Raw genomic sequence first — 25,190 nt, 5'->3', positions numbered from 1 at the left:
TTTGACTCGGATGATTTTTTCCGATATTGAGGAGTAAAAAAAGGATGGAAGTTTCAGAATTAATGTAACATAAGATTTAAGAAAAGGCTATAAACCCTGCCGTAATACATTGTATGAGGAGAAACGTCATGATGAACGTACTTTTAATCGGAAACGGTGCCCGTGAACACGCCATTGCTGAGGCAATTGTACAATCGAAGCATCAGCCCAGACTCTTTTCCTTCATGAAAGCCAACAACCCGGGCATTACATCCCTCTCAGAAAAAGTCTTTATTGGAAGCTACAGTGACATGGCTGCCGTCAATGCCTTTGCAAAAGAGTGCCGCGTGGATTTCGCCATCATCGGACCGGAAGACCCTCTGAATAATGGAGTTGTTGATTCCTTGAAAGAGGCCGGCGTTCCTTCTGTAGGTCCAACGAAAAGCCTGGCCCGTCTTGAGACCTCAAAATCCTTCACGAGAAATATTCTCAGTAAATATAACATACCGGGAAACCCAAAATTTAAAATTTTTACATCCATAGAAGGAATAGAAGACTTCCTCGATGAACTTGACGGCATCGTTGTAAAACCGGATGGACTGACGGGCGGCAAAGGTGTCATGGTTCAGGGAGATCACTTTCAGAGCAAGGAAGAGGCACTTCTCTACTGCAAGCAGGTTTTAACCGAGCATCCGAGTGTCATCATTGACGAAAGACTGGAAGGCGAGGAATTCTCTCTGCAGTGTCTGAGCGACGGTAAAACCGTGGTTGCAACTCCTCCTGTTCAGGATCACAAGAGACGGTTTGTCGACGATAAGGGCCCAAATACGGGAGGGATGGGTTCGTATTCCTGTGAAGATCATGCCTTGCCTTTTATGGATCAGGAGGCCGTCGCAGAAGGTCTGGCGATTACGCAGAAGGTTGCAGAGGCAATTTACAAAGAGACGGGCGAATATTACAAAGGGATCATGTATGGCGGATTCATCATCACGAAATCCGGTATCAAGCTGCTGGAATACAACGCCCGCTTCGGCGACCCTGAGGCAATGAACACACTCCCCCTGTTAAAAACGGATTTCGTCGATGTCTGCAGGGCAATCCTTGAAGGAACCCTGGATAGATTGAACATCGAATTTGAGAAAAAGGCATCGGTATGTAAATACATCGTCCCGAAGGGATACGGTCTCCCCAAAGACCATCCTGATGCCCAATCGACATCGGCAAAAATTGAGATGGGCGATGTTGGGAAAGCTCGTCTGTACTATGCATCAGTTGATAAAAGGGCAGATGGATTGTATATGAGCACATCCCGGGCAATCGGTGTAGTCGGCATCGCAGATAGTCTCGGCGAAGCGGAACAAATAGCTGAAAAAGCGGTATCTGCGATCAAGGGCCCCGTTGACCACAGACCTGACATCGGCACGAAACCGCTCATCGAAAAAAGAATCCGCCACATGCAGCTAATCAGGGGGTGAAGTTGTATGATCCTCCAAAACATTCACAGGAAAAGAAAATGAATATGAATACCATCAAAAGAATACTTATCAGCGTTACCGATAAAAAAGGACTCATCGAGTTCGCACGGGGGCTTAAGGGCTTTACTTTAGAGATCCTCTCTACCGGTGGGACTGCTTCCCAGCTAAGAGCAGGCGGCATAAAAGTGACGGACGTCTCTGATTATACCGGCTTCCCGGAAATGATGGACGGACGTCTTAAGACGCTTCATCCAAAGATTCATGGCGGCCTTCTGGCATTACGGAACAATGAAGAGCACATGAAAGCGGCAATGGAGCACCATATCGATATGATTGACATGATTGTGATCAACCTCTACCGGTTCGAAGATACGGTGGCAAAAAAAGATTGTACTTTCGACGAGGCTATTGAAAACATTGACATCGGCGGTCCTGCCATGTTGCGGGCAGCGGCGAAGAATTACCGGTATGTCAGCGTTGTTACCGATCCTGGCGACTACTCTACCATTCTGGAGGAGATGAAAAGCACGGGAGGGAAGATCTCGGAGAGTACAAACTTTACTCTCGCGACGAAAGCCTTTCAATTGACGGCCAGATACGACGCTGCCATTTCCAATTATCTCAGCGGCATAAGCAAGGAAGGAGCAAAAAGAACATTCCCTGAAACGTATACCGTTCAGTTTGTCAAAGCACAGGATCTCCGTTACGGAGAGAACCCCCATCAGCACGCTGCTTTTTACCGGGAAACAGATCAGCCAATATCTGCTGTCTCAGGTGCGCGTCAGCTTCAGGGAAAAGAATTGTCTTATAACAACATTATGGACAGCGATGCGGCGTGGCAGATGGTGTCTGATTTTGAATTACCGGCAACCGTCATTGTCAAGCACGCCAACCCTTGCGGTGCAGCCACCTCTGATAGCGATATCTCCACAGCCTACAGAAAGGCAATGGAAACGGATCCCGTTTCTGCTTTCGGGGGAATCGTTGCCGTGAACCGGCCGGTGGACAAAAAAATGGCTGAAGAAATGACCAAAATTTTTCTGGAGGTTATTATTGCCCCAGGCTTTGATGAAGAAGCGAAAGCTGTATTGAGTTCCAAAAAGAACGTGAGGCTTTTGGAAATTCCCTCGACCGGAGCCCGCCCCGCAGGTTATGACTTCCGGCGGGTCGTAGGAGGGCTTCTCGTTCAGGATAGGGACATCGACGATTTTGACATAAAAAAAGCACGTGTCGTCACAAAAAGGCCTCCTGCGGAAGAAGAATACCAGGCATTAGACTTCGCATGGCGGGTAGTGAAGCATGTTAAATCAAACGCCATTGTCTATGCGACAAGAGACCAACTGGTCGGCGTTGGTGCAGGACAGATGAGCCGTGTGGACTCCGTAAAAATCGCCACGATGAAATCCAATCTGCCTACAAAAGGCTGTGTTTTGGCGTCCGATGCCTTCTTCCCATTCAGAGACGGCATTGATATGGCAGCAGAAGCGGGTATTACCGCAATTATCCAGCCCGGCGGCTCTGTCAGGGATGCAGAAGTCATCAGGGCAGCGGATGAGCATGGCATGGCAATGATCTTTACGGAAACGAGGCACTTCAAGCATTGAACTATGGATAGAAGGATTGAAGGGATCAAGGATTCGAGTGAAATGCTTAGAAACAAATCTTTGAACCCTCGAATCCTTGGATCTTTTGTGCTGCTAAATGGGAGAACAACGATATGAAAGAACTATTAGCGCCTATCGTCAGTGTAGTTATGGGGAGTGACTCCGACTTTCCCATCATGAGCGAAACCATCAAGATTCTTGAAGACTTTGGAATTCCCCACGAGGTCTTTTTGACATCAGCCCATCGTTCGCCGGAAAGGACAGCCTCCTTTGCGAAGAAGGCATCCCAGAGGGGCATCAAGATTATCATTGTCGGCGCCGGAGCGGCGGCTCATCTGGCCGGTGTTATTGCCTCCCAGTCACTCCTCCCGGTAATCGGGATACCAATAGATGCAACAGCGCTCGGCGGGATAGACGCACTATTATCTATTGCGCAAATGCCCGGCGGCGTACCTGTTGCCACAATGGCCGTGGGCAAGGCGGGGGCTAGAAACGCCGCTTTGCTTGCTATCCGCATCCTGGCCCTGGAAGATGACAGCCTTCAGAAAAAATTACGTTTATTTATTCAAAATATGGCCAGGGAGATTGAAAAAAAACAGGAAAACATCACATCATGCCGAAAATCCTGAAAATCAATCCCCAAAATCCTGACATATCCCTCATTGCTGAAGCGGTAAATATTCTCGAGGGCGGAGGAGTCGTTGCTTATCCGACAGAAACCTTTTATGGACTCGGCGCCGACTGCCGAAACGAAAATGCAATTGAAAAAATCTTCCTAATCAAGGGAAGAAATATAAAGAATCCCCTTTCCGTTATGATTGGAGACCTTGGTGATTTAAAAGACCTTGTCCAGGAGATCCCGCAATGTGCTCTCCTCCTTATGGACAAATTCTGGCCGGGGGCGCTTACCCTCGTATTTACGGCTTCCCAAAACGTTTCTCCCCGCATAACGGCAGGGACCGGTAAAATCGGCATTCGCATCTCCAGCCACCCTATCGCAACCGCTCTGGCAAAAGCCCTTCGTCACCCCGTTACGGCAACCAGCGCCAACCCTTCCGGGGCAGGTGAATGCACTTCAACTCATGAAATTATTGAATTCATAGGAGATCGAATCGATGCCGTTATCGACGGTGGACGGGCCCCCGGAGGAAAAGGATCAACGATCGTCGACACAACCGCCAATCCACCGGTGATTCTGCGGGAGGGAGCCATTTCCAACTCCCTGATTCTCAATGTCCTTGAATACAAATGATCGACATCACTTCTTCTGTAGCAAAAAAATGAAATTTCCTTTGACGAGCATTGGAATAAATTGTATAGATACAGACAATACTGACCTTCCCACGGCAAAGATTATTCTGGAATATTCACTTAAAGAACCCCTTTGAAATACCGTTTGCTGAGCTGAAAGGATAATAACGATGTTAATGCTTATCAGGTATCGGCTCTGCTGGGTAATTGTCCTTTATCTCATTTTCAGTCTTTTTGTTAGTTCGCCCGCCTATTCTCAATCCTCTAAAGTGCTTTTTTTAGCACAGAGAGCGGCTGAATCAACCGGCGATACCGAATTCAAGCAGGGAAATAAAGAAGCTGACGCAATACTTCAATGGATGACGCCCGCAGAAATAGAAACCCTGGATACTAAGCTCGCCGAGGCTTTGACGCTGTATTATGACGGCAAGTTTGGCCAGGCCTTCCGATCTTTAATGAAATCGCTTCTAAGGTGGAAACGATGGACGTCATGTGGTGGATTGGTACGAGCGCCATGAAATCCGGGCAGATCCGAACAGCCGTCGAAAAATTTAAAAAGATGCTCGTAATTGATCCCCAGTTGCACAGAGTCCGCCTGGAACTTGCCGCAACCTATTTTGAGCTGGGCCGTCACGAGGAAGCCAAACGCGAGTTGGAAACGGTAAGGGCTGCCCGTCCGCCTGAGGAGGTAAAAAAGAATATTGACCGGCTGCTTGCCGCCATTGAAGAGAGCACCCGGAAAATCTTCTGGAATGTCCGTTTTTCCCAGGGCATTCAATGGGACACCAATATAAGCGCCGGGCCCGACAAGAAGGATCTTGCCGTATCGGGTGGAACGCTGACCCTCGACGAAGAATCAAAAAAATTAAGACGGCATCGATCACAAACTTCGGCGCCAACGTACTCTACGATATTGGTGACAAACAGGGACTCATGTGGAACACTGCGCTCGAATTCTATAACAGCGCCTACTTTTATCACGGCAAGTTCAACTACCTTATGACGGACATAAATACCGGCCCTTGGTGGGTGGGTCGTCAAGACATCATTAAAGTTCCCGTCGGATACGCACTGCAGGATTTCGGGAGCGAGCGCCTTTCTTATATTTTCCATGTCAATCCGAACTACGAACACTTCTTCAGTCAGTTTTTCAGCCTGAGAGGCGCCTTTACTTACAGCAAGGAAGGTTTCGTTGATGATACCAACAATGCCCTGGACAACACAACGAGGCGTTATGAGATAGGCCCTAATTTCTATTTCTTCAACCGGCAGCATATTATTTCCTTGACCGCGGGATATGAAAATATCGATGCCCGGGAGAGAAGATTTACCTATGAAAGCCCGTTCTACGGTATCTCCTACTTTGTGAGATTTCCCACGAACACTGAAGTCTTCCTGAGATACCAGTGGGCAGAGAAAGACTATAAGGCGAAACCTCTGCTCTATAATGAAGATCGCATCGACAGGCGACACAGCGTCACCGCGGTGCTCAGCCAGGGGTTTTACAAATACTTTTTCGCGTCGGTTGCGTTTAATTACATAGACAATTATTCCAATACGGAACTGTACACGTTCGACAAGAAAACGTACACTGTAAGTCTTGGATGTTATTTCTAACCATATCAGGAGGACTCGATGAAACGTCATCTATTGTTAATGTTTCTTTTCCTGACACTCTTCTCTATGGGATTGTTGATCCTGAATTACACGGGAGATGCCGCCACAAACAGGGGCAGGGCGGTATCGAAAGCGAAGCTCCCTGAAGAGTTGAAAAACGTCACCATACGGGATTATTTCGTCGGCTTTCCCGGAAAGGAAGTAGGATTTATTCGCACGGTAGTCGGTCATGTCGTTGTGGCCCGCGGAGATATGAGCCAAGCTTATTATGCCGCCCCGGGAGACAAGCTCTTTGAAAAGGATGTCGTCTGCACCTTGAAGTCCTCCCGGTGCCGGTTCAGGCTCAACGGTGAAGATGTTGTTACCATGGGCGAAAATGCGAAGGTTGGTATTAAATCATTTATCGACAACCGGATAGCGAAGACAAAGAGCGCTACGTTCAACATGGTAAGGGGGAAAGCCATGTATTACTCGTTGCGCCTGTTTAAATACAAGGGCTCCACCATGAATGTTGAAACGCCGACCGCTGTATGCGGCGTGAGGGGAACCAAATTCGGTGTGGAGGTTATTGAACTGGAAGGAAAGCCGACGGCCTCATTGCCGATCATCGTAGCGGACGTATCGGATACGGGATTTCGTCAACTGGCACAGGCAAACCAGCCGAATTATCAGACAAACGTATACTGTTTTGAGGGACAGATCCAGGTGACCTCACCGATAACAGGACAGACGACGCCGTTGGGCGAAGGTCAGGGTTTAAACGCCGGGGGCGCCGGTTTGGGCGGCTCATTTACGACACCGCCCGGTGTGGCCCAGGGCTTCCAGGCGGGTACGGAAGGGTCAACCCCCGGTGATACCGGAGGAGCCGGAGGAACGGGGACCGGTAATGGCATAGGAACAGGGACAATCGACACCAGCAGTATCACGCAGAATCAAAACACCAATAACCTTACTATCTCACGTCCCGCTACGCACGTGGGCTATGTGACAGGCCTGGTTACGTATAATTATGGATATGGTGGGAATTACCTGCATGATATCATTTCCTCATCCGACCGCCAAAATTTTGATACAGCGGCGTCAGTAACGGTCGGTGGGGCTTCAGATAATATGACTGTGCAAAACTTCACCACTAATTCACCAAGTATTACTAATCTAACGATATACGAAACTTCCTCCGGAGCAATATCTAACGGTATCAATAAAACGGAACTGGGCTACAATGCCTACACCGAGTGGGGTCAGTGGACACAGCCGACGGCGGTGAATATAAGCCCTTACTATTACTACTTTGACAATAAAGGCTACTACATCTGGGGGGATGTCACTACGAATCCCCAGATGGCCAGTCTGAAGGGTATCGGCCTTTCCGCGACGTATTCCGGCAATGCCCACGGTACCTACTGGACCTCATCAGGGGGCGCAGATATGAATGGAACGTTCAGTTGCAGCGTTAATTTCGTAAGCCCGAGTATATCCAATTTCAACCTCTCTGTTTCAGGAGGGGGGCATGGTGCCTCTATTGCGAATGAGACAGGTTCTTTCTCCGGAAATACAAGCCATTTCAACCTTAACACCGGCGGTACATGGACACTCGACGGGACCTCTGGCGCCTCGGGATCAGCTTCCGGTTCAGTGTATGGAAAAAACGGCGAGGCCATCGGGGGGAGATGGAATATGTATGGCGAAGGTGGTAAGGCCCACGGAATCTTCCAGGGGACTAAATAGAGAGCCGAACAAAACATCAGCAACAAAGGGGGGACAATAGTCCCCCTTTTGTTGCAATTCAGTGAACTTTTCTACGATTCCCATCTGATGATTGATGGCAAGAAAAAAACGCAGACAGAGTATCGATAACATTAAAGCATCCACCGGGATTGCTTCCTTCGCTGATCAATACGCCCATTTATTTGTATCCGCCTTCCTCTTCCTTGCCCTTATCTTAAGAATTGTCGCCCTCGTTGACCTGAAAGGAAGCGTCTATTTTTATTTCCTTTTATGGGATGAAAGAATCTATCACGAATGGGCCAGAAGGATCGCCGATGGAACGTTTACATCCACATCGGTCTATGAATTCCCCTCCCTCCCCGCGTATATCACGGCACTGATCTACAAGTTGTTATCACCGGATGCCTTCTATGTCAGGGTAATGAATATCATCCTCGGGGTTCTGACCTGCTGGCTTATCTATCTCATCGGTAAGGAATTGGTAAACCGGACAATCGGCCTTGCATCCTGCCTGATCGCCTGCCTCTACAAGCCTTTATTTTCTACAGTATCGTCCCGTTGAAGACATCTCTCGAAGTTTTCTTGTTTGCTCTCATGGTATGGCTATTTGTGTCAGTTCTCAACAATACTCTTTCACATTCCTTTTTAGAAGAAAAAGAGGGGTTTAACAAAAAGTTACTGATGAAAGTTGGCATCCTTGGTCTCTCCGCCGGGCTGTTGCTAAACGTCCGGCCAAATGCCATTTTGATCATTCCGGTGATGCCCCTGATCATTCTATGGAATTTCTACAGGGACAGAAATTCTCAGAAGCTGCTCATTGTCAGCCTAGCCATCTATATCGCAGGCATGGCTGTCGCTTTATCGCCATTCATGATCCGAAACTACAGGATCGCCGGGGAATTCACCCTGACAACATCTCAGGCCGGTTTCAATCTTTACCTCGGTAACAACCTGCGGAATCCTGACCCTTATTACCGGCCTGTACCCTTTGCGTCATCATCACCTTTTGAGCAGGGGGTCCAGTTTACCATAGAAGCGGGCAAAAGGACGAAGGAAAGGCTTTCCCCCGTAGAGGCTTCTCACTACTGGACAAGAGAAGTCGTTAACACGGCAATGGAATATCCTGTTGCATTTGGCTGGAAATTATGGCAGAAGACGCTCGTCCTGTTTAATCAATTCGAGGCCTGTGACCATTACCACATCCCCTTTGTCAGTAATTTTGTGGCATTTTTCAAACTTCCCTTTTTCAACTTCTGGTGTATCCTTCCCCTTGGCATGGCAGGTATTGCATACAGTCTTCATTACAGAAAGGCATGGGCTCTCGGTACCATTTCCGGTCTGTATGGATTGACACTGATTGTCTTTTACACAAACGCAAGATACAGGCTTCCCTTGCTGGTAATCATGATCCCCTTTGCCGCCATTGGTATCAGTAATCTTTTTTCATTTTTTAAGAAGAGATTATACCGGCAGGCGGGCATATCGTGTGCAATCATCATGGCATTTTTGATTATTGAATTCATTCCCGTAAAGGCAACCGATGATGTGACTGCTTACTATAACACCCATGCCATCATTCTTGATTCAAAAGGTTTTGAAAATGAAGCCATTCCCTACTGGAAGAGATCATCGGACATGAATAAACCCTTTTCGTCTTTTGCCAACCTCGCCCTGGCAGAGAAATATTACTCAAAAGGGAATATCCAAATGGGAAACGTTTATCTTGATAAGATCCCTGATGATTCCTTTACAGCAGCCGCCAAGTACGAACTCCTGGGGGATTTGTTGCTGTATCTGAGGCAAAGGGAAAAAGCTATTCAGGCATATGAAAGGTCACTCGAAATCAATTCCGGTCAGAGAATACCCCGGATGAAATTAATTGATATTTATAAGGCTATCGATAATAAAAAGGCATTGCAGGAGGAAGAGCAGCTAAAATACATTTCCTTATTCTATGATTTCATGTAGCCTAAAGAATATTTCTAACAATTTATTCCCCCATTATGGTAATTTCCAGCCGCTTCTTACATAATGCACATAAATTACCAATTCCATCTCTACTCTTTCGCAATTTTGACTTGCCGAGACGTTTCTTGTAGCTCCCACTAAGTTCAATGCTCCTGACTTTCCGGAATGCTTCTATCTTAAACTCCTGGCAGAAGGGAAAACCATGAGATTTCAGGTTTAATTTTTCCAGAACTGTCCTCCGCAGGATCCACATACCGCTCTGTGAATCCTTTAATCGCAACCCAAAGAGTAAATTTGTAAAAAAGGTAAGCACCACATTGCCGATCTTATTGGAAAAATGCATTGCACCGCTGTCCATTTGATCCATCCGGTTGATAGTAATAAAACCAATGCTATTATCCTCAAGATAACGAACATAGGTCATTATATGTTCAAAAGGATAGGTGCCATCAGAATCTCCCGTTACAATGATATCCCCGTTTCCCATCTGTAGGCCTACTTTGTATTGTTTCCCGTATCCTCGATCAGAAGAGATCACCCGCGCACCCGCCTTTTTTGCCAGCATAACTGTATTATCGGTACTCCCACCGTCTACAACCAGAATTTCCACATCATATCCTGCATTTTTCAGCTTTTGTAGAGGAACGCTCCTTATGGTTTCGACAACGCCCTCTTCCTCATTCTACGCCGGCAATATTATAGAAATCGTCTTCACTTAAGATAAATTAATACAAAGAAAGGAAATCAACCCTTTTAAACGGTAAACGAGTAGAAGTGGTCCATAGTTTATGGTAACAACCGTTCCGCTCCCACGGGTATGACAAATGTCTTTACACCCCCTGCAGGTTCACGGGTAAACACAATCATGCAAGGGATCTGGCCTTGGGGTCCAATCCGGTCATTGGAAACATCGCTCCCCTGGGGATTGGAAAGTTCCTTCTGGATTTGATCTTCCGTCATGGTCGCAAGCTCATTATCGGTTAAGAGATTGCCGCAATAGGATTCCCGCACTCCGAGAACCACTGTATAGGCATCGGTAATCTCCCCCTTGACCTTGATCCTCGTCATAGGAAATGAAGACTGATTGATTGCTGCTCCCTCAACAACCCGGATGGGCCCACTGAGCACGTTATTGACTATCCGCTGCCTTACATCGGTAAGTTCGACCTGTGCGGGACCAACTTCCTCGCTTTTCTGAGCTGTGCCGAGTATCTTTTCAAATAACGCCTGCCCACCTGTCTCGGCAAAAAACAGGAGATAAACACACCCGAGTATGAGGACGATAAATAAATAGGCCACTTGTCTCCCCCGAGGCGTCACTCGTTTTTTTCCGACCTCTTCTTCGGAAACCTCATCATCATGTGTTTCCGCATCTTTTTCCTTGTCGGCGCCGGTTAACTTATGTTTACCGAGGTCAGGGACATCCTTTTCAATATCCCCGACAGGCAAAACTTCCTTTCGCTCGGCATCTTCCTCCCTATCTGTAAAGATCTGCGCCTGAACTATTTTTTTGGGTTCAGATGGAGTTCTCTCACGATCTTTTTCCTGATCGGGTACGGGTTCCGTTTCTTTCTTTACCGGATTATCGAGAAAAAACAGATTTTTGCATTGGTTACACCTGACCCATATTCCTTCACCCTCGATCAGGGTTTCATCAAATCTGAATTTTGTTCCGCAATTTTTACAGTGAACGATCATGTCTCTCTCCCCTATCACCTATCCCCTGCTACTCTTTTATGACACAGACATCCGGCAGGAAACGATACATTTCATTGAAATCAAGACCGTACCCCACGACAAAACGGTCCGGTATGTCGAAGCCTACATACTCGGCTTCAAACGGCACCTTCCTTCTCTCCTTTTTATCAAGAAATACGCAGACTCTTAATGATTGCGGATCTCTTTCCTTGAGCCTGTCGACTAAAAAAGACAGGGTCAAACCGGTATCTACGATGTCTTCAACAACAAGAACGTCCCTGCCCAGTATCGGTGTCTCAATATCTTTCGTAATCATGATACTGCCTGAGCTCACAGTTCCTGTACCATAGCTTGCCAGTCTGACAAAATCAATCATGCATGGAACACGAAGGGATCGGATCAGATCCGCCATAAAGACAAACGCACCCTTAAGGATACCGATAACGATTAACTCTTTCCCCTCATAATCCCGGGAAATAACATCCGCCAGTTCCTGAACCCTCTTATCAATATCTGCTTTAGCAATAAGAACCTCTCTTTTTACCCTGTCCATCGGATACCTCCTTTTTAGACAAACCGTTCATAAGTACGAGTAAGTTCATCGATGTTTGCCTGTATCAGTTTCTCCCCCTCTTTTAATTCCCGTACATTTTTAAATTCGGAAGAAAGGCTCCGGAAAATACTGTCAAATCGTGATTTCTCACAGCCAAGGGTCTCATAGTTAATGTGCTTTATCATGTATTCCGAACCATCGAAATAATACTTGCCGAAACGATTGGTTGCATATGACCGAAAAGGCCATGAAGTCTTGTAGGAAAAGAAACGAAGGGCGATCTCCCTGAGAACGTTCTCCCTGAATCTGTCAGGCGGCGGCATTTCGCAAACCCTCTCGCTGATCAAGCGAAAATATGATTTGACCAGATCAATATCGGTCACACAGAGGCCATAAAGGTACCAGTCGTCTGTAATAATATTGATCAGAGCCAGTTTCTCTTCTCTCGATAGGTAATGATAACTGGGGCAGAGGTGCCCCTCACACAACTCCCTCCCGTAAAAGGAAGATTCTCTCAGATCCACGCCTTTGTTTCGGTGTGGATGGAGGAGGCAGCCCACTTTTCTTTCCTCGTCATCAAGAAAACCGAAATATTCGCAGCAATAGATGACTTCGAATATTTTTGCCTGGTCTTCAGATATTTTTACCATCTCGGAAAAGCCCGCCAAGTCTTCCGGACGCGTGACGGTTTTGTGGAACAGATCAGTCCTGCTTTTCAATCTCCCGACCAGAGATTCCTTTGTGCTGTCGGCGTAATTATAGGATCCACAACATGCCCCGCATGATTTATATGCATCCGGCTGGCAAAGGTGGATGAATATATCATCCTTCATTCAAAGACAATAGTTTTGGCGCCATACGTTGAAATTCTCTATTCCCGATGAAGCCTCACCAGCTTGGCGAGGCCCATCCTTAAATATGCAAACCAATTTTATGCCCCTTTATATGAGGAATATATTTGCAGGTCAAGGATAAAGATGATAAACAGATCGTCATGAGAAGTGTAGAAGAAATACCCCTTTCCAACGGCCTTATAGTAGAAGTATTGGATAAATCCATCTCTATCGCGGCGGATACGACGAAGGTACAACTATTAATCAGGACTAAGATTGAACTTCAACCATCCTATTTCATCAAGCCTGAACACTTCGAACTCGTGAGGAATATTATGGGACCGGAAATTTTCTTCGAATACACCAAAGAGCGTGCTTTCGTTAACAATAAAAAAAAAGATGCAGTTTTTCAAGAACTGCTGGTTGCATTCAAGAAAGACTCGCTCCCATACCTTTCAAAACCGACATTTCCTCGCAGTTTTGCCCTGTCCAAGTACTGGGAGATCGAGAAAAACCGGTACAAGTACCGTTCTTTCTTTGAAGAAAAACCTTCCTGAAGGGTAATTATAAAAAAATCGGGCTACTACTGAAATTCTTTAAGAAGGAAAATATAATAAATTATGTTGACAAATTGTATTTTTTTTAGATACAGTGCACCTCAAATTTTTTTCATAAGGATTAGATTGTATGTATGCGGTTATAAAAACAGGCGGAAAACAGCATAAAGTCTCGGAAGGCGACGAAATCGCGATCGAAAAAGTAAGCGGTGGTAAGGGAGAAACCGTTATTTTCGATGAGGTACTGATGGTCTCCAGAGGAGAAGACATCAAAGTGGGTACCCCTTTTCTCGAAGGTGTAAAGGTTAGCGGCGAAATTATCGATCAGACACAGGCGAAGAAAATTAATGTCTTTAAAATGAAAAGAAGGAAAGGGTTTAAGAAGAAAACAGGACACCGTCAGAAATTGACAAGGATGAAGATAAAGGAAATTTCCATTTAGCGGGGGATAGCATGGCACATAAAAAAGGACAAGGCAGTACCCGGAACGGAAGGGATAGCAACGCCCAGAGGCGGGGCGTTAAGGTGTTTGGCGGCCAGAGAATTAATGCCGGCTCTATCATCGTCCGTCAGGTCGGGACAAAGATCCATCCCGGCAATAATGTCGGTCTTGGAAAAGACTATACACTATTTTCTAAGATTGACGGCATTGTAATGTATGAAAGGCTGGACAAGAAAAGAAAAAAAGTAAGCGTTTACGCTTCATAGCCAGCTTTATAAATAAACAGGAGGCTTTAAAGGAATATGGACGAGTGTGAAACCGGCGTTGTTAAGTGGTTTAACGACAAGAAGGGCTTTGGTTTTATCTCTCGGGACTCGGGAGAAGATGTTTTTGTACACTACACATCAATTGTCGGGGAGGGCTTTCGCAGTTTAGCAGAAGGAGAACGCGTAGAGTTCACGGTAAAGCAGGACAATAAAGGACAGGCGGCCGTGAATGTACGCAAATTATAAAATGGGTTTTACAGGCCATGCGTGAAAATGGCCGGAAAATTTCTGTCGGACAGGTGAATTCCTTTGAGGCACTTAATTCAAGTGCCTCTTTTTTTTAAAGAGCTTCTTTTATGAAATTTATCGACGAGGCAAAAATCTACATACATGCGGGCGACGGCGGACGAGGTTGTGTAAGTTTCAGAAGGGAAAAGTTCATTCCCCGCGGCGGGCCGGATGGTGGTAATGGCGGCAAGGGAGGGGATATAATTATCCGTGCCGTGAGCAGCCACAGGACCCTGCTTGATTTAAAGTACAAGCAGCACCATGTGGCAAAACATGGCGGACATGGAAAAGGGAATAACAGAACCGGCGGGGATTCTCCCGATGTGGAAATCATCGTCCCCGTGGGCACACTGGTTAAAGACGCAGAAACGCATGAGATTCTGGCCGATCTCGCCGTTGATGGACAGGTTTTCATTGTCGCCAAGGGGGGGATAGGCGGGAAAGGTAACGCATGGTTTGCCACGGCAACCAATCAGGCGCCCCGTTATGCCCAGGAGGGGAGAAAGGGCGAGGAACGCTGGATTACCCTTGAGCTGAAGCTCTTAGCCGATGTGGGCATTATCGGTTTACCCAATGTTGGAAAATCGACATTCATATCCAGAGTCTCTGCCGCAAAACCTAAAATCGCCGATTATCCTTTCACCACGCTGGTACCGCATTTAGGTGTCGTACAATATGGAAACCTCGAAACTTTTGTCATCGCCGACATTCCCGGATTGATCAAAGGCGCCCATAGTGGAATGGGAATGGGAACGCGTTTTCTCCGCCACATTGAAAGAACATCTGTTCTGCTTCATATACTCGATATTTCCAATGAATCATACAGTGATGCCTGGCAGGATTTTGAAACTGTCAACCGCGAACTCGCTCTTTTCAGTCCGGATCTTATGGAAAAGCCCCAGGTCGTTGCCATCAATAAAATTGATCTTCCCATCACCAGGGAAAGAATCAAAAAAGAAATTGACATATTTGAGAGAAAAGGCGTAAAGGTGTTAGCATTTTCCGCCATAACCGGGGAAGGAATTAACACCGTGATAAATGAAATTACAAATAATCTGCATTTGAAAAGGTGAATTAAAATCATGGCGCGGAAAGAAATCCTGGTAAATGTCAAACGTGTTCTCATTAAAATCGGGAGCGCTGTGTTAACAGGCGAAGACGGCCTTGATCTTCACATTATTGAGCAACTGGTTGATGAGATAGCACAACTCACGAAAGAGGGGCGCCAGATTGTGATTGTCACCTCAGGTGCTATTGCCTCCGGCAAACATAGAATGGGGATAACGGGCAAGTTGAAAAACATGCCTCAGAAACAGGCTGCCGCGGCCATCGGACAGAGCAGGCTCATGAGGGTCTATTCCAATTCTTTCGGAAAATACGGCATTTTCATCGCCCAGATCCTCCTGACCATGAGTGACCTGACGGACAGAAAACGATACTTAAATGTCCGCAATACCCTATCCACGCTCATTGACTGGGGCGTTATCCCCATTATCAACGAGAATGACACTGTGGCCGTAGATGAAATTAAATTCGGCGATAATGATCATCTTGCCGCCATGATCACCAATATTATTGATGCCCACCTTCTGATCAATTTGACCAGCACAGAAGGCCTGTATGACCGGAGCCCCTCGGAATCAAAAAAAGCAAAGCTCATCACGCTGGTAAAAGAGTTTACGGAAGAGATAGAGTCGGCTGCAACAGATGAGACAACATCGGTCGGATTAGGGGGCATGAAAAGCAAGGTGATTGCCGCAAAAGCGGTAACGTCAGCGGGTATCCCATGCATGATAGCTCCCGGCAAGAAGAAGGGCGTTCTGCATGACATATTTGCGGGTAAAGAAATAGGAACCCTCTTTTTGCCCGCGAGCGAACACCTGAGCAGCAGAAAGTACTGGATAGCCTTTACCCTGAGATCACGGGGCAAACTGTTTCTTGATGACGGGGCTAAAATGGCTCTTATTGAGGAAGGAAAAAGCCTGCTTCCGTCAGGCATACTCAATGTGGAGGGTGATTTCAGTATCGGGGATCCGGTAACCTGCGTCGACATGGCAGGAACTCAGTTGGCCAAGGGGCTGGTTAACTACAGCTCTTCGGAAATCAGGAAGATTATGGGACTGAAGTCATCCAGGATTGAACAGGTTTTAGGGTACAAAGATTATGATGAGATCATTCATCGTGATAACCTGGCGGTGACGAAAGAAGTCCAAAAATCAAAAACTCCTGTCTGATACTATCGCCATTTACCAGAAAAATTTCGGCAACACCCTTCCTTTCGAATTGAATACAATGCCCTCCATACCGAGGAGGGCTTTTTTCATCTTCAAACCGCCTCCGAAACCGCATAAATCCCCATCGGCCCGTATGACACGGTGACAGGGAATAATGAGGGGATACGGATTTCTCGCAAGGATACGCCCCATTGCTCTTGCACCTTTAGGAATTCCGGTTCTCGCCGCCAGCCGTCCGTATGTGCTCACCCTTCCTCTCGGAATCAGCATGCACTGGCTGAGAACCTTTCGCTGAAATTCTTCACATAGGCTCATATCGAGAATTTCTTCAGAAAATGCAGCCTCCCGCCCTGAAAGAAAATCCTGAATGCCCGTGCATATCCCATCTATAATATCATGCGACTGTTTGATGACGCCGGGAAAGGATTGCCGTACAAGGTCATCCATATCCTCACTTTCAGAGGGGAGAAAAATGCTCACTGCTGTCGGAGTATCATTTTTCTGCCTCCAGACAATTCCGACATTACCGAAGGCACTGCCGGCCGAAGAATAATACACAGATTTCATACTTATCAAAGCCCTCTTATCATTATGACATGTGTTCGATCAATATTTTCACACCAATACCGATCAGGATAAGACCACCCAACATTTCTACCCTCCTGCCGACTACCTTTCCAATTTTCTCCCCGAAAAACATCCCTACCATGGTCATGAAAAAGGCGACGATACCAATAATTATAGAAGGATAGAAAACGGGTATTTTCAAGAAGGCAAAGCTGAGACCAACGGCTAAGGCATCAATACTCGTCGCCACTGACAGTATAATGAGGGTGAACCCTTTCGTCGGGTCCGTCGTGTGAACTTTTGCCTCCTCATTAAATGACTCCAGGATCATTTTCCCACCCACAAAGGCAAGCAGTCCAAAGGCAACCCAGTGATCATAACCGGCAATGATACCGGCCACCGATACTCCGGCAAACCACCCCGCAATGGGCATAAGAACCTGGAACAATCCAAAGAAAAAGGAAAGCCTGAAGACAGGCCCGAAGGATATTACCCGGTAACCGGCTCCCACGCCGATAGCTACCGAAAAAGCATCCATGCCCAGGCCGATGGCAAGGACCAAAATGGACGAAAAACTCATTCCCTTTTTTCTCCCTTCTCTCCCCTGAGAAAGGTATGGATTTTTTCAGCCGCTTGTCTGCCGATACCATCAACCTTTTGCAGTGTCTCCACCGAGGATTCTCTGATCTGTCTGATATCACCAAAGAACCTCAGCAACGCCTTTTTCCTGGATGCACCGATCCCCGGAATAGCATCCAGCACGGACCGGAAGTCCTGCTTCCTCTTTAACTTCCGGTGGTATGTAACGGCAAACCTGTGCGCTTCATCCCTCATCCTCTGGAGTAAAAAAAGGACTTCAGGCCATTTTGAAAGGTTAACCGGATCTCTTTTCCCGATACAATAAACACGATCATGTACCTTATCACCCCCCCTTTCTTTACCCTCTTTCGCAAGACCGATAACATCTATGCCTTCTCTGTTTAAATCTTTCAGAACAGAGACTGCCACACCCAACTGTCCTTTCCCCCCATCCACGACGATCAGATCCGGGAGGTTTTCCTTTTTATTATAACGACGGTTCAAGACTTCATACATCATGGCATAATCATCGGCTCCGGGAACGGTCTTGATCTTGAACCGTCTGTACCCTGCATTCCACGGCTTTCCATCCACAAAAGTTACCATGGAACCTACTGCATGCTTTCCGCCAATATTCGAAATATCAAAGCATTCTATCCGGAACGGCGGCATATTCTTTAACCTGAGCACTCTGGCAAGCGTATAGATTGTTTCCTCCTGATCAGCCGCATGTTTTTGCGTTTCGAACATGCTTTCTGCGTTGTTTTTAGCGATATGGAGGAGTTCAACCGCCCCACCCCTTTTCGGTACGACTATCGAAACCTTTTTCCCTTTTTTATCCGAGAGCCATTCCTTTACAACTGCATGGTCAGGAATACTTTCCGGTATGATGATCTCATCAGGAATGTTTACCTCGCCGTCATAGTATTGCTTCATAAGCGACGATAGTATCGAAGGAGACTCATCCCCTATCTTGAGGAGGGGGAAATTTTTTATCCCGATAATCTTACCTTTTCTTTCATACAAGACACATATCTCGGTCAGGTTTCCTTCGCGGTAGACGCCAAATACATCACGATCCTTGAAAGACATGGATACCACACTCTGTTTCTCCAGTGTTTCCTCAATAGCCGCGATTCTGTCCCTCAAAACAGCCGCATCTTCGAAATGCAACTGCTCCGATGCTGCGTTCATTCGCGCACGAAGATCGGCAATCAGCTTCTTCTCACGCCCTTCCATAAACGCCATGCTGTCTTTTACCAATCTCTGATACGATGGTGCATCAATATGTGCGACACAGGGCGCGAGACATCTCCTGATCTCATATTCAAGGCACGGTCTTTTCCTTGATTTCAATTCCTGATCTTTGCAGGTTCGAAGGGGGAATATGGACTGAAGAAAACGGAGGGTCTCCTTTGCCGAAGCGCTCGACGGGTACGGGCCAAAATAGTGGGCCCCGTCTTTTTTCGGACGTCTGACCATTTGGAACCGCGGGAAAGGAGCGGCCGGATCCATCCGGATATTGAAGTAGGTTTTATCATCCTTGAAGATGACGTTGTAGCGGGGCCGGTGTTCCTTGATCAGGGTGTTCTCTAAGATCAGGGCTTCTTTTTCCGTTTCCGTAACGATGAATTCTACGTCGTAAACCTTAGAAACAAGAAAGGGAACCATGAATCGCGAGTCCGTCCTTCCGAAATAGGCCCTAACGCGGTTTCTCAGATTGTTTGCCTTACCGACATAAATGACCTTGCCATCCCTGTCCCTCATAAGATAGGCGCCCGGTAATGCGGGAGCATTTTTTACCCTGTCCATCAATTCATCGGCCATTTCTCACAGTTCCATAGATTTTTAGTTTGCCGCCGCGGAAGCCCCTGTTCTGCCGGCCGGCAATTCATAGGGTATTTCATCGATGCGATAAATATCATTGCGAAATTGAATTACTCCCTCACGATCTACCCATGCCGTCCCGTAGAAAATGAGGACGTTGATCGGATCGGGAAGCATCACGACCTGCCTCTTGCCCTTTCTGATCTCGGCCAGTATTTTCTTACGCGTCCACGTTTCCTTGTTCTGCAGGAGGTATGTTGCCAGTTCAACAGGTTTTTCAATACGGATGCACCCATGACTGAAATCCCTGCGGGCCCTCCCGAACAGGTGGCGTGTCGGTGTATCATGGAGGTATATTTCGCAGTCGTTGGGGAATATAAACTTTATCCTCCCCAAGGGGTTACCGGGACCGGGCTCCTGACGGAACTTATACCTGAAGTTGCTGACCTTGGCGCGGGACCAATCAACTGTCCTCGGATCTATTGTCTTTGCCTTATCATTCCAGTCCCTTAAAACCTTTATGTTTTTTTTCGTCAGATAATCAGGATCTTTCTTAATATGGGGCAATATCTCCTTCGTGGCAATACTGTCCGGTACTTTCCAGAAAGGGTTTAATTCCAGATACGTCATTTTCGCGCTCAACACACAACTGCGCCAATTATTTTTCCCCGCGATGATCCGCATCGCCATTACTGACTTCTCATCTTCAATAACGTCCAGTGAGAAATCAGCAATATTCACGAAGATGTTTCGATCCCCGTGATCATCCGGAAGCCAGCGTAGCCGATCCATGTTCAAAGCGATCTGTCGTATGCGTTTTTCAACAGGAACATTCAGGGCCTCCAGTGTTGATCTGCCAACTCTTCCATCGATTTTCAAACCATTTCTTTTCTGGAATTTTCTGACCGCTGCCTCCAGATCATGATCAAAGATGCCGTGCTTATTTTCTGCCAGCGACTCAAGATCGCCCGATACCATGAGTCGCTGTTTGAGTATTGCTACTCGCTCACCGCGGGAGCCCTTTTGCAGTTTGGAACCTTGAGGAATCCGCTGCCACCCACCTTTTTCGGCAATACCCCGATACTCCATCAATTTCTCTTTCAGCCTGACATAACCGGGGTAATGAGGCGCCAGATCGGCCAGTTCCTCCTCTATCTCTCCCGATGAAAGGGCTCTGTGAAGTACGGCGGTCAGGTCAACAGCCCGCTGGTTAACAACCCAATCGGGATAAACTCTTCGGTGATCCACTCGGCCGTTCACTAAATGAGAAGCATAGAGGAGAAAAGCATCCGTTACCATGAGATCGAGTTCTGCAACCTTTGCACTGTCCGGGGTTTCCCCTCCGATCAGACTTGTATACAGTCCGGAAAGGGCCGCTTCTATTTTATAGAGATGATAGTCCTCCGGCCTCAGTCCCTCACGATATGCATTGCGGATCACTTCTACAAAATCCTCCACATAGGGAAACGGACCATAATCATCACTCCATGCCGGCAGATATTCACGTTCAGTATACAATTTTGGCAGCAATGTTGATTTGCATACTACAGAATCTCTACACGCACCCTGAGATGATTCTTGCGCCGTGTTAATTCTCTCCTGAATTTGCCTCTTTACCTGATCTGCCGGATTTTCAGCATATGACAACTCCGAAAAAATAAAAATAGCAATACTTATGAATATCGTGATAAGTGAAATGAACCTGTCCATACTATGCAATTTCAAAACTCTCCCCCCATTTCGATCAATATTTCAGTGAGTTCCTTGATCCGGTCCCTGAGTTCCGCTGCCTTCTCAAATTCAAGATTTTTCGCGGCCTGTTTCATCTCTTCTTTTAATCTCTTGATCATCACCGGCAGTTCTTTCTCTGAGGAATATACCTTCCTGTCTTCTGAGACAACGGGCACCGTCACATAATCGGCCTCATAAACCGAAGCAAGGATATCATGAATGGATTTTTTAATAGATTCCGGTGTTATATTGTGTTCTTCATTATACCGTCCCTGTATCTTCCTCCGTCTTTTTGTTTCATTAAGACAGGTTTGGATCGATTTCGTTATTTTATCGGCGTACATGATCACCTGCCCCGCTATATTTCTGGCGGCCCTCCCGCTCGTCTGTATCAGGGAGCGCTCGGAGCGGAGGAAACCTTCTTTATCCGCATCCAGGATGGCAACCAGAGACACCTCCGGGATATCGAGCCCCTCCCGCAACAGGTTGACCCCGATCAGGACATCGAACTCACCCAAGCGCAGATCCCGAATGATGCTGACCCGCTCCAGGGTGTGTATATCGGAATGCAGATACTTCACCTTGACACCGAGACTCTGGTAGTAGGCAGCCAGATTTTCCGCCATCCGCTTGGTGAGAGTGGTTACCAGAACCCGCTCGCCTTTTTTCTCCCTGTCACGTATTTCCGAAAGGAGGTCGTCGACCTGGTGGTTTACCGGTTTCACGAAAATCTCCGGGTCCATCAAACCGGTTGGCCGTATGATCTGCTCCACAACTCGTTTCCCGGCCTTTTTCAATTCATACTCAGCAGGTGTGGCCGATACATAAATCCTCTGCTTCCTGAAACCCTCGTATTCGGCAAACATCAAAGGCCGGTTATCCAGGGCGGAAGGGAGGCGAAAACCAAAATTCACCAGCGTCTCCTTCCGTGATCGGTCGCCCCGGTACATCCCGCCCAGTTGAGGAACAGTGGCGTGGCTTTCATCAATGATGATCAGCGCATTCTCAGGAAGGTATTCCATAAGGGTAGGAGGCGGTTCCCCCGGTTTCCTGCCTGTAAGGTGACGGGAATAATTTTCAATACCCTGGCAGTAACCCATTTCCTCCATCATTTCAATATCAAATTTTGTTCGCTGTTCCAGTCTCTGGGCCTCAACAAGCTTGTTCTCCCCATACAACACCCGAAGCCTCTCCTCAAGCTCACCCCTGATAGCAAAAATGGCACGGTTCATATTGTCTTTTGTCGTCACATAGTGCCTTCCGGGATAGACGGCCATCTTTCGGACGGCGTTCAGTTTTCTCCCCCGAAGGGGGTCTACCATGGAGATGGATTCGACAGTATCCCCGAAAAATTCAACCCTTATTGCTTTTTCTTCTTCATAAGGTGGAAAGATTTCCACGACATCACCCCGGACACGGAATGTTCCCCGATGAAAATCAATATCGTTTCTTTCATACTGAATCTCAACCAGACGGCTCAGCATTTCATCCCGCGGAATTTCCATACCTTCTTCCAGGAGGAGCATCATACCATAATAGGCATCGGGGGAACCGAGACCGTAAATGCAGGAAACGCTCGCCACAATGATGACGTCATTGCGTTCCAATAGTGAATGCGTCGCGGAATGGCGCAGTTTATCGATTTCCTCGTTGATCGCAGAATCTTTCTCAATATAGGTATCCGTACTCGGGATATAGGCCTCAGGCTGATAATAGTCATAATAGCTGACGAAATACTCGACGGCATTCTCAGGGAACAGGGTTTTAAACTCACCGTAGAGCTGTGCCGCCAGGGTCTTGTTGTGTGCAATTACCAATGCCGGTCTCTGAACGGCCTCTATGACATTGGCGATGGTAAAGGTTTTCCCTGAACCCGTCACACCCAGGAGAACCTGGTGGGGAGCCCCTTTCTCAACACCATCGATAAGCTCCGCGATGGCTTTTGTCTGGTCACCTTTCGGCTCAAATTCGGTAACGATACGGAACTGATTCATAAAACCGCCTTATAAATTCTCTTCATTGAGGAGTTATACCATTCTCAATAAAATGACAAATTAAAATTTTACAGTTACGTAAAAAGTCGGGTTTCGCCTCAAATTGATAGGGGTAGGAACTATACATTGGTTTGTATCGCCCCTCCCTCCGAACCGGACTGGCGGTTTTCCCGCATCCGGCTCTCCAGTCGGCGGTTTTACCTCATTGAGGACTGGAGCAATCTACGATGGGCTTCCACAAGACTGAAAAGCCCATGTTCCCGAAAGAATTTATTTGGCCAGCGAAAATGATCCATATTGCCACTGATACCTTTAGACCCTTTGCTGCGTTTCCGCAGAATGCTGCGCAATCGCCGCCTGATCCATCCGTCGAGCGCCGGAAACGTCCACTTATGGCTATGTTTGAAATACTCAAACCATCCCTTAAGCGTACGATTCACATTTGCTGTAATAACGGACAGACTATTGCCGTTGGTGCGACCGGTATGGGTACGGATGACGTCCTTGATCTTCCTCAGGCTCTTCTTGCGAGGCCAACGTGTGCCTCCTTCGAAGTGGTATCCGAGGAAGTCAAACCCCTGACCCGCCACAGTGGTATCCACCACGCGGGTCTTCTCGGGGTGCAATACCAGACCCCTTCCTGTAATCAGTTGATGCACCTGGTGCAGGGCATTATTCGCCTCCGTCTCGTCACGACACATAATGACAAAGTCATCGGCATATCGGATCATCTGAAAACCTGCCGCCTCCATCGCTTCATCGACGGGATGGAGGTAGAGGTTGGCCAACAGGGGGCTGATGACGGCGCCCTGGGGTGTTCCTTGATCAGGCGTCCATCGGGACAGCCCTTCCAAGATGTCTTGACCGAGAAATCGCTCGATCAACTCCAGCAGACATCCATCGGCGATATACCGGCGTACTTCCCCCATCAGTCCTTCATGGGGGATGCTGTCGAAGTAGGCCTTCAGATCGGCATCCACCACATGGGTGTAACCGGCCTTCAGAAATCGGTCTACTTCCCGCAAGGCATCCTTGCATCCTCTGTTTGGCCTGAAACCGTAACTGTGAGGTCGGAATCTTATCTCAAAAATAGGCTCCATAACCAGCCGCAAAGCCGTCTGGACTACTCGATCACGCACGGCGGGTATCCCCAAGGGCCGCTTCTCTTTACTGCCAAGCTTGTCTATATAGACTCGCTTGATCGGTCGCGGTCGGTATCTCCCTGTACGAAGATCTTCTTCCAATCGGGCAATGTTATCAACAAGATTCTGCTCAAACTTCTCCACGCTTTCATGATCCGTCCCGGCACTGCCTCTGTTCCTTCTGACCGCCTGCCAGGCGGCGTGAAGGGTCGTTGGCCGGTACACCTTATCGATCAAGCTGAACCAAACGCCTCCTTTCACCCCCTTATCGAGGGCCTCCAGCATGCGATCCGTCCATATGGAACGTTCCACCCAATCCAGAGGTCGGGCTTCTCCCGTTTGTTTAGCCGTCTCCGGCACTGCCACGGGGATCATCTCGCTCTCTATCGACATCTCGCATCCACCTTCCTGCGTCCCTTCGCTCCACGACCATTACGCCGCTTCTTCACTACTATGGACGCTCTGACTCCTGCCCGGCGGGCTCTTCGTACCCTTATCAGGGGCAATGAACTCCCGTCTTGTCACGGGCAGGTCTCCCTGGTTCACACGGCACGACCTTCCATGCATTCCGTCACCAACCACCCAGCATGCTCTGTCGGCGCTTTATCGCTGCCCCTCCAGCACGACAGACGCCCATGTTTCTCGCTCAATGGGTCAGGCTTCACCTTGAATGAGAAGGCTCGCCGCACCACAAGGCCGAATCGTGTTCGTTATCCTACGGACTGCATGTTCGCCTCCGGTTGCTCTCCACCCCGCCTCACAGCGACGCAGTTACCTTCGGCTACCGGGAGTGGGCATTCTCCCAGGAGAAGACTTTCACCTCCCCAATCGCGCCTGCTCCCAGGCGCACTCATTCC

The 25,190-nt window shown here is 47.6% G+C and carries 26 protein-coding genes and 1 pseudogene; 16 read left to right on the top strand and 11 right to left on the bottom strand.

Translation table 11 applies throughout. The features are described 5' to 3' along the window. Positions 1–128: 128 nt before the first annotated feature. From purD to NTW12_02315, 10 genes are all read left to right on the top strand, one after another. Positions 129–1,454: a phosphoribosylamine--glycine ligase gene (gene purD, locus NTW12_02360; protein ID MCX5845191.1), complete on the top strand. Its 1,326-nt coding sequence runs from the start codon at positions 129–131 to the stop codon at positions 1,452–1,454. 44 nt (positions 1,455–1,498) lie between these two features. Next, entirely contained in the window at positions 1,499–3,058 is a 1,560-nt protein-coding gene (gene purH, locus NTW12_02355; GenBank protein ID MCX5845190.1) for a bifunctional phosphoribosylaminoimidazolecarboxamide formyltransferase/IMP cyclohydrolase, read from the top strand. Between the two features lie 113 nt (positions 3,059–3,171). Further along, a complete protein-coding gene (gene purE / locus NTW12_02350) occupies positions 3,172–3,687 on the top strand; it encodes a 5-(carboxyamino)imidazole ribonucleotide mutase (GenBank protein ID MCX5845189.1) in 516 nt (171 codons plus the stop codon). Continuing rightward, a complete protein-coding gene (locus NTW12_02345) occupies positions 3,672–4,310 on the top strand; it encodes an L-threonylcarbamoyladenylate synthase (protein ID MCX5845188.1) in 639 nt (212 codons plus the stop codon). Before purE ends, NTW12_02345 begins: the two co-directional genes overlap by 16 nt. A 169-nt stretch (positions 4,311–4,479) precedes the next feature. Continuing rightward, the gene (locus NTW12_02340) at positions 4,480–4,827 is read left to right on the top strand and encodes a hypothetical protein (GenBank protein MCX5845187.1); all 348 of its coding nucleotides are present in this window, start codon (positions 4,480–4,482) and stop codon (positions 4,825–4,827) included. Then, the gene (locus NTW12_02335; protein ID MCX5845186.1) at positions 4,791–5,312 is read left to right on the top strand and encodes a tetratricopeptide repeat protein; all 522 of its coding nucleotides are present in this window, start codon (positions 4,791–4,793) and stop codon (positions 5,310–5,312) included. The genes NTW12_02340 and NTW12_02335 overlap by 37 nt, the downstream gene beginning before the upstream one ends. Beyond that, positions 5,243–5,926 (top strand): hypothetical protein, encoded by a 684-nt coding sequence (locus tag NTW12_02330; protein MCX5845185.1) that lies wholly within the window; start codon positions 5,243–5,245, stop codon positions 5,924–5,926. The genes NTW12_02335 and NTW12_02330 overlap by 70 nt, the downstream gene beginning before the upstream one ends. 18 nt (positions 5,927–5,944) lie before the next feature. Next, positions 5,945–7,654, top strand: a complete 1,710-nt coding sequence (locus NTW12_02325; protein MCX5845184.1) for a FecR domain-containing protein — start codon at positions 5,945–5,947, stop codon at positions 7,652–7,654. Positions 7,655–7,748: 94 nt separating this feature from the next. Beyond that, entirely contained in the window at positions 7,749–8,216 is a 468-nt protein-coding gene (locus tag NTW12_02320; protein MCX5845183.1) for a glycosyltransferase family 39 protein, read from the top strand. Between the two features lie 119 nt (positions 8,217–8,335). Next, positions 8,336–9,622, top strand: coding sequence for a hypothetical protein (locus NTW12_02315; protein ID MCX5845182.1), 1,287 nt, complete (start codon positions 8,336–8,338; stop codon positions 9,620–9,622). Positions 9,623–9,644: 22 nt separating this feature from the next. Here the strand turns inward: NTW12_02315 and NTW12_02310 are convergent. The 4 genes and pseudogenes from NTW12_02310 to NTW12_02295 form a co-directional block, all read right to left on the bottom strand. Then, a pseudogene (locus NTW12_02310) lies at positions 9,645–10,289 on the bottom strand (glycosyltransferase family 2 protein). Positions 10,290–10,408: 119 nt separating this feature from the next. Further along, complete coding sequence (locus NTW12_02305; protein MCX5845181.1) at positions 10,409–11,320, bottom strand: zinc-ribbon domain-containing protein; 912 nt, start codon at positions 11,318–11,320, stop codon at positions 10,409–10,411. A gap of 28 nt (positions 11,321–11,348) precedes the next feature. Beyond that, the gene (gene hpt / locus NTW12_02300) at positions 11,349–11,873 is read right to left on the bottom strand and encodes a hypoxanthine phosphoribosyltransferase (protein ID MCX5845180.1); all 525 of its coding nucleotides are present in this window, start codon (positions 11,871–11,873) and stop codon (positions 11,349–11,351) included. Positions 11,874–11,887: 14 nt separating this feature from the next. After that, entirely contained in the window at positions 11,888–12,706 is an 819-nt protein-coding gene (locus NTW12_02295; protein ID MCX5845179.1) for a hypothetical protein, read from the bottom strand. A 125-nt stretch (positions 12,707–12,831) separates the two neighbouring features. On the opposite strand from NTW12_02295, the gene NTW12_02290 reads away from it, so the two are divergent. From NTW12_02290 to proB, 6 genes are all read left to right on the top strand, one after another. Continuing rightward, entirely contained in the window at positions 12,832–13,263 is a 432-nt protein-coding gene (locus tag NTW12_02290) for a hypothetical protein (GenBank protein MCX5845178.1), read from the top strand. A 130-nt stretch (positions 13,264–13,393) separates the two neighbouring features. Next, complete coding sequence (gene rplU / locus NTW12_02285; protein ID MCX5845177.1) at positions 13,394–13,705, top strand: 50S ribosomal protein L21; 312 nt, start codon at positions 13,394–13,396, stop codon at positions 13,703–13,705. An 11-nt stretch (positions 13,706–13,716) separates the two neighbouring features. After that, a complete protein-coding gene (gene rpmA, locus NTW12_02280) occupies positions 13,717–13,971 on the top strand; it encodes a 50S ribosomal protein L27 (protein ID MCX5845176.1) in 255 nt (84 codons plus the stop codon). Positions 13,972–14,007: 36 nt separating this feature from the next. Next, positions 14,008–14,217, top strand: a complete 210-nt coding sequence (locus NTW12_02275) for a cold shock domain-containing protein (protein ID MCX5845175.1) — start codon at positions 14,008–14,010, stop codon at positions 14,215–14,217. 110 nt (positions 14,218–14,327) lie between these two features. Next, a complete protein-coding gene (gene obgE / locus NTW12_02270) occupies positions 14,328–15,332 on the top strand; it encodes a GTPase ObgE (protein ID MCX5845174.1) in 1,005 nt (334 codons plus the stop codon). Positions 15,333–15,341: 9 nt separating this feature from the next. Next, positions 15,342–16,493 carry a glutamate 5-kinase gene (proB, locus tag NTW12_02265; protein ID MCX5845173.1) on the top strand — a complete coding sequence of 384 codons (1,152 nt, stop codon included), beginning with the start codon at positions 15,342–15,344 and terminating at the stop codon, positions 16,491–16,493. Positions 16,494–16,505: 12 nt separating this feature from the next. Here proB and NTW12_02260 read toward each other — a convergent pair whose 3' ends face one another. The 7 genes from NTW12_02260 to NTW12_02230 form a co-directional block, all read right to left on the bottom strand. After that, on the bottom strand, positions 16,506–17,060 hold the full coding sequence (locus tag NTW12_02260) for an MGMT family protein (protein ID MCX5845172.1): 555 nt from the start codon (positions 17,058–17,060) through the stop codon (positions 16,506–16,508). 22 nt (positions 17,061–17,082) lie between these two features. Beyond that, complete coding sequence (locus tag NTW12_02255) at positions 17,083–17,640, bottom strand: manganese efflux pump MntP family protein (protein ID MCX5845171.1); 558 nt, start codon at positions 17,638–17,640, stop codon at positions 17,083–17,085. Then, complete coding sequence (gene uvrC, locus NTW12_02250) at positions 17,637–19,466, bottom strand: excinuclease ABC subunit UvrC (GenBank protein ID MCX5845170.1); 1,830 nt, start codon at positions 19,464–19,466, stop codon at positions 17,637–17,639. The genes NTW12_02255 and uvrC overlap by 4 nt, the downstream gene beginning before the upstream one ends. A 21-nt stretch (positions 19,467–19,487) precedes the next feature. After that, positions 19,488–21,191, bottom strand: a complete 1,704-nt coding sequence (locus NTW12_02245; GenBank protein MCX5845169.1) for a L,D-transpeptidase family protein — start codon at positions 21,189–21,191, stop codon at positions 19,488–19,490. Further along, complete coding sequence (gene uvrB, locus NTW12_02240) at positions 21,188–23,191, bottom strand: excinuclease ABC subunit UvrB (protein ID MCX5845168.1); 2,004 nt, start codon at positions 23,189–23,191, stop codon at positions 21,188–21,190. The genes NTW12_02245 and uvrB overlap by 4 nt, the downstream gene beginning before the upstream one ends. Before the next feature lie 197 nt (positions 23,192–23,388). Further along, positions 23,389–24,726 carry a group II intron reverse transcriptase/maturase gene (gene ltrA / locus NTW12_02235; protein MCX5845167.1) on the bottom strand — a complete coding sequence of 446 codons (1,338 nt, stop codon included), beginning with the start codon at positions 24,724–24,726 and terminating at the stop codon, positions 23,389–23,391. A gap of 39 nt (positions 24,727–24,765) precedes the next feature. Beyond that, positions 24,766–24,900, bottom strand: coding sequence for a hypothetical protein (locus tag NTW12_02230; protein MCX5845166.1), 135 nt, complete (start codon positions 24,898–24,900; stop codon positions 24,766–24,768). Positions 24,901–25,190 lie beyond the last annotated feature (290 nt).

It is taken from the genome of Deltaproteobacteria bacterium (assembly GCA_026388545.1).
Lineage (GTDB): Bacteria > Desulfobacterota > Syntrophia > Syntrophales > UBA2185 > JAPLJS01.
This window is presented reverse-complemented; position numbering and strand designations above follow the sequence as displayed.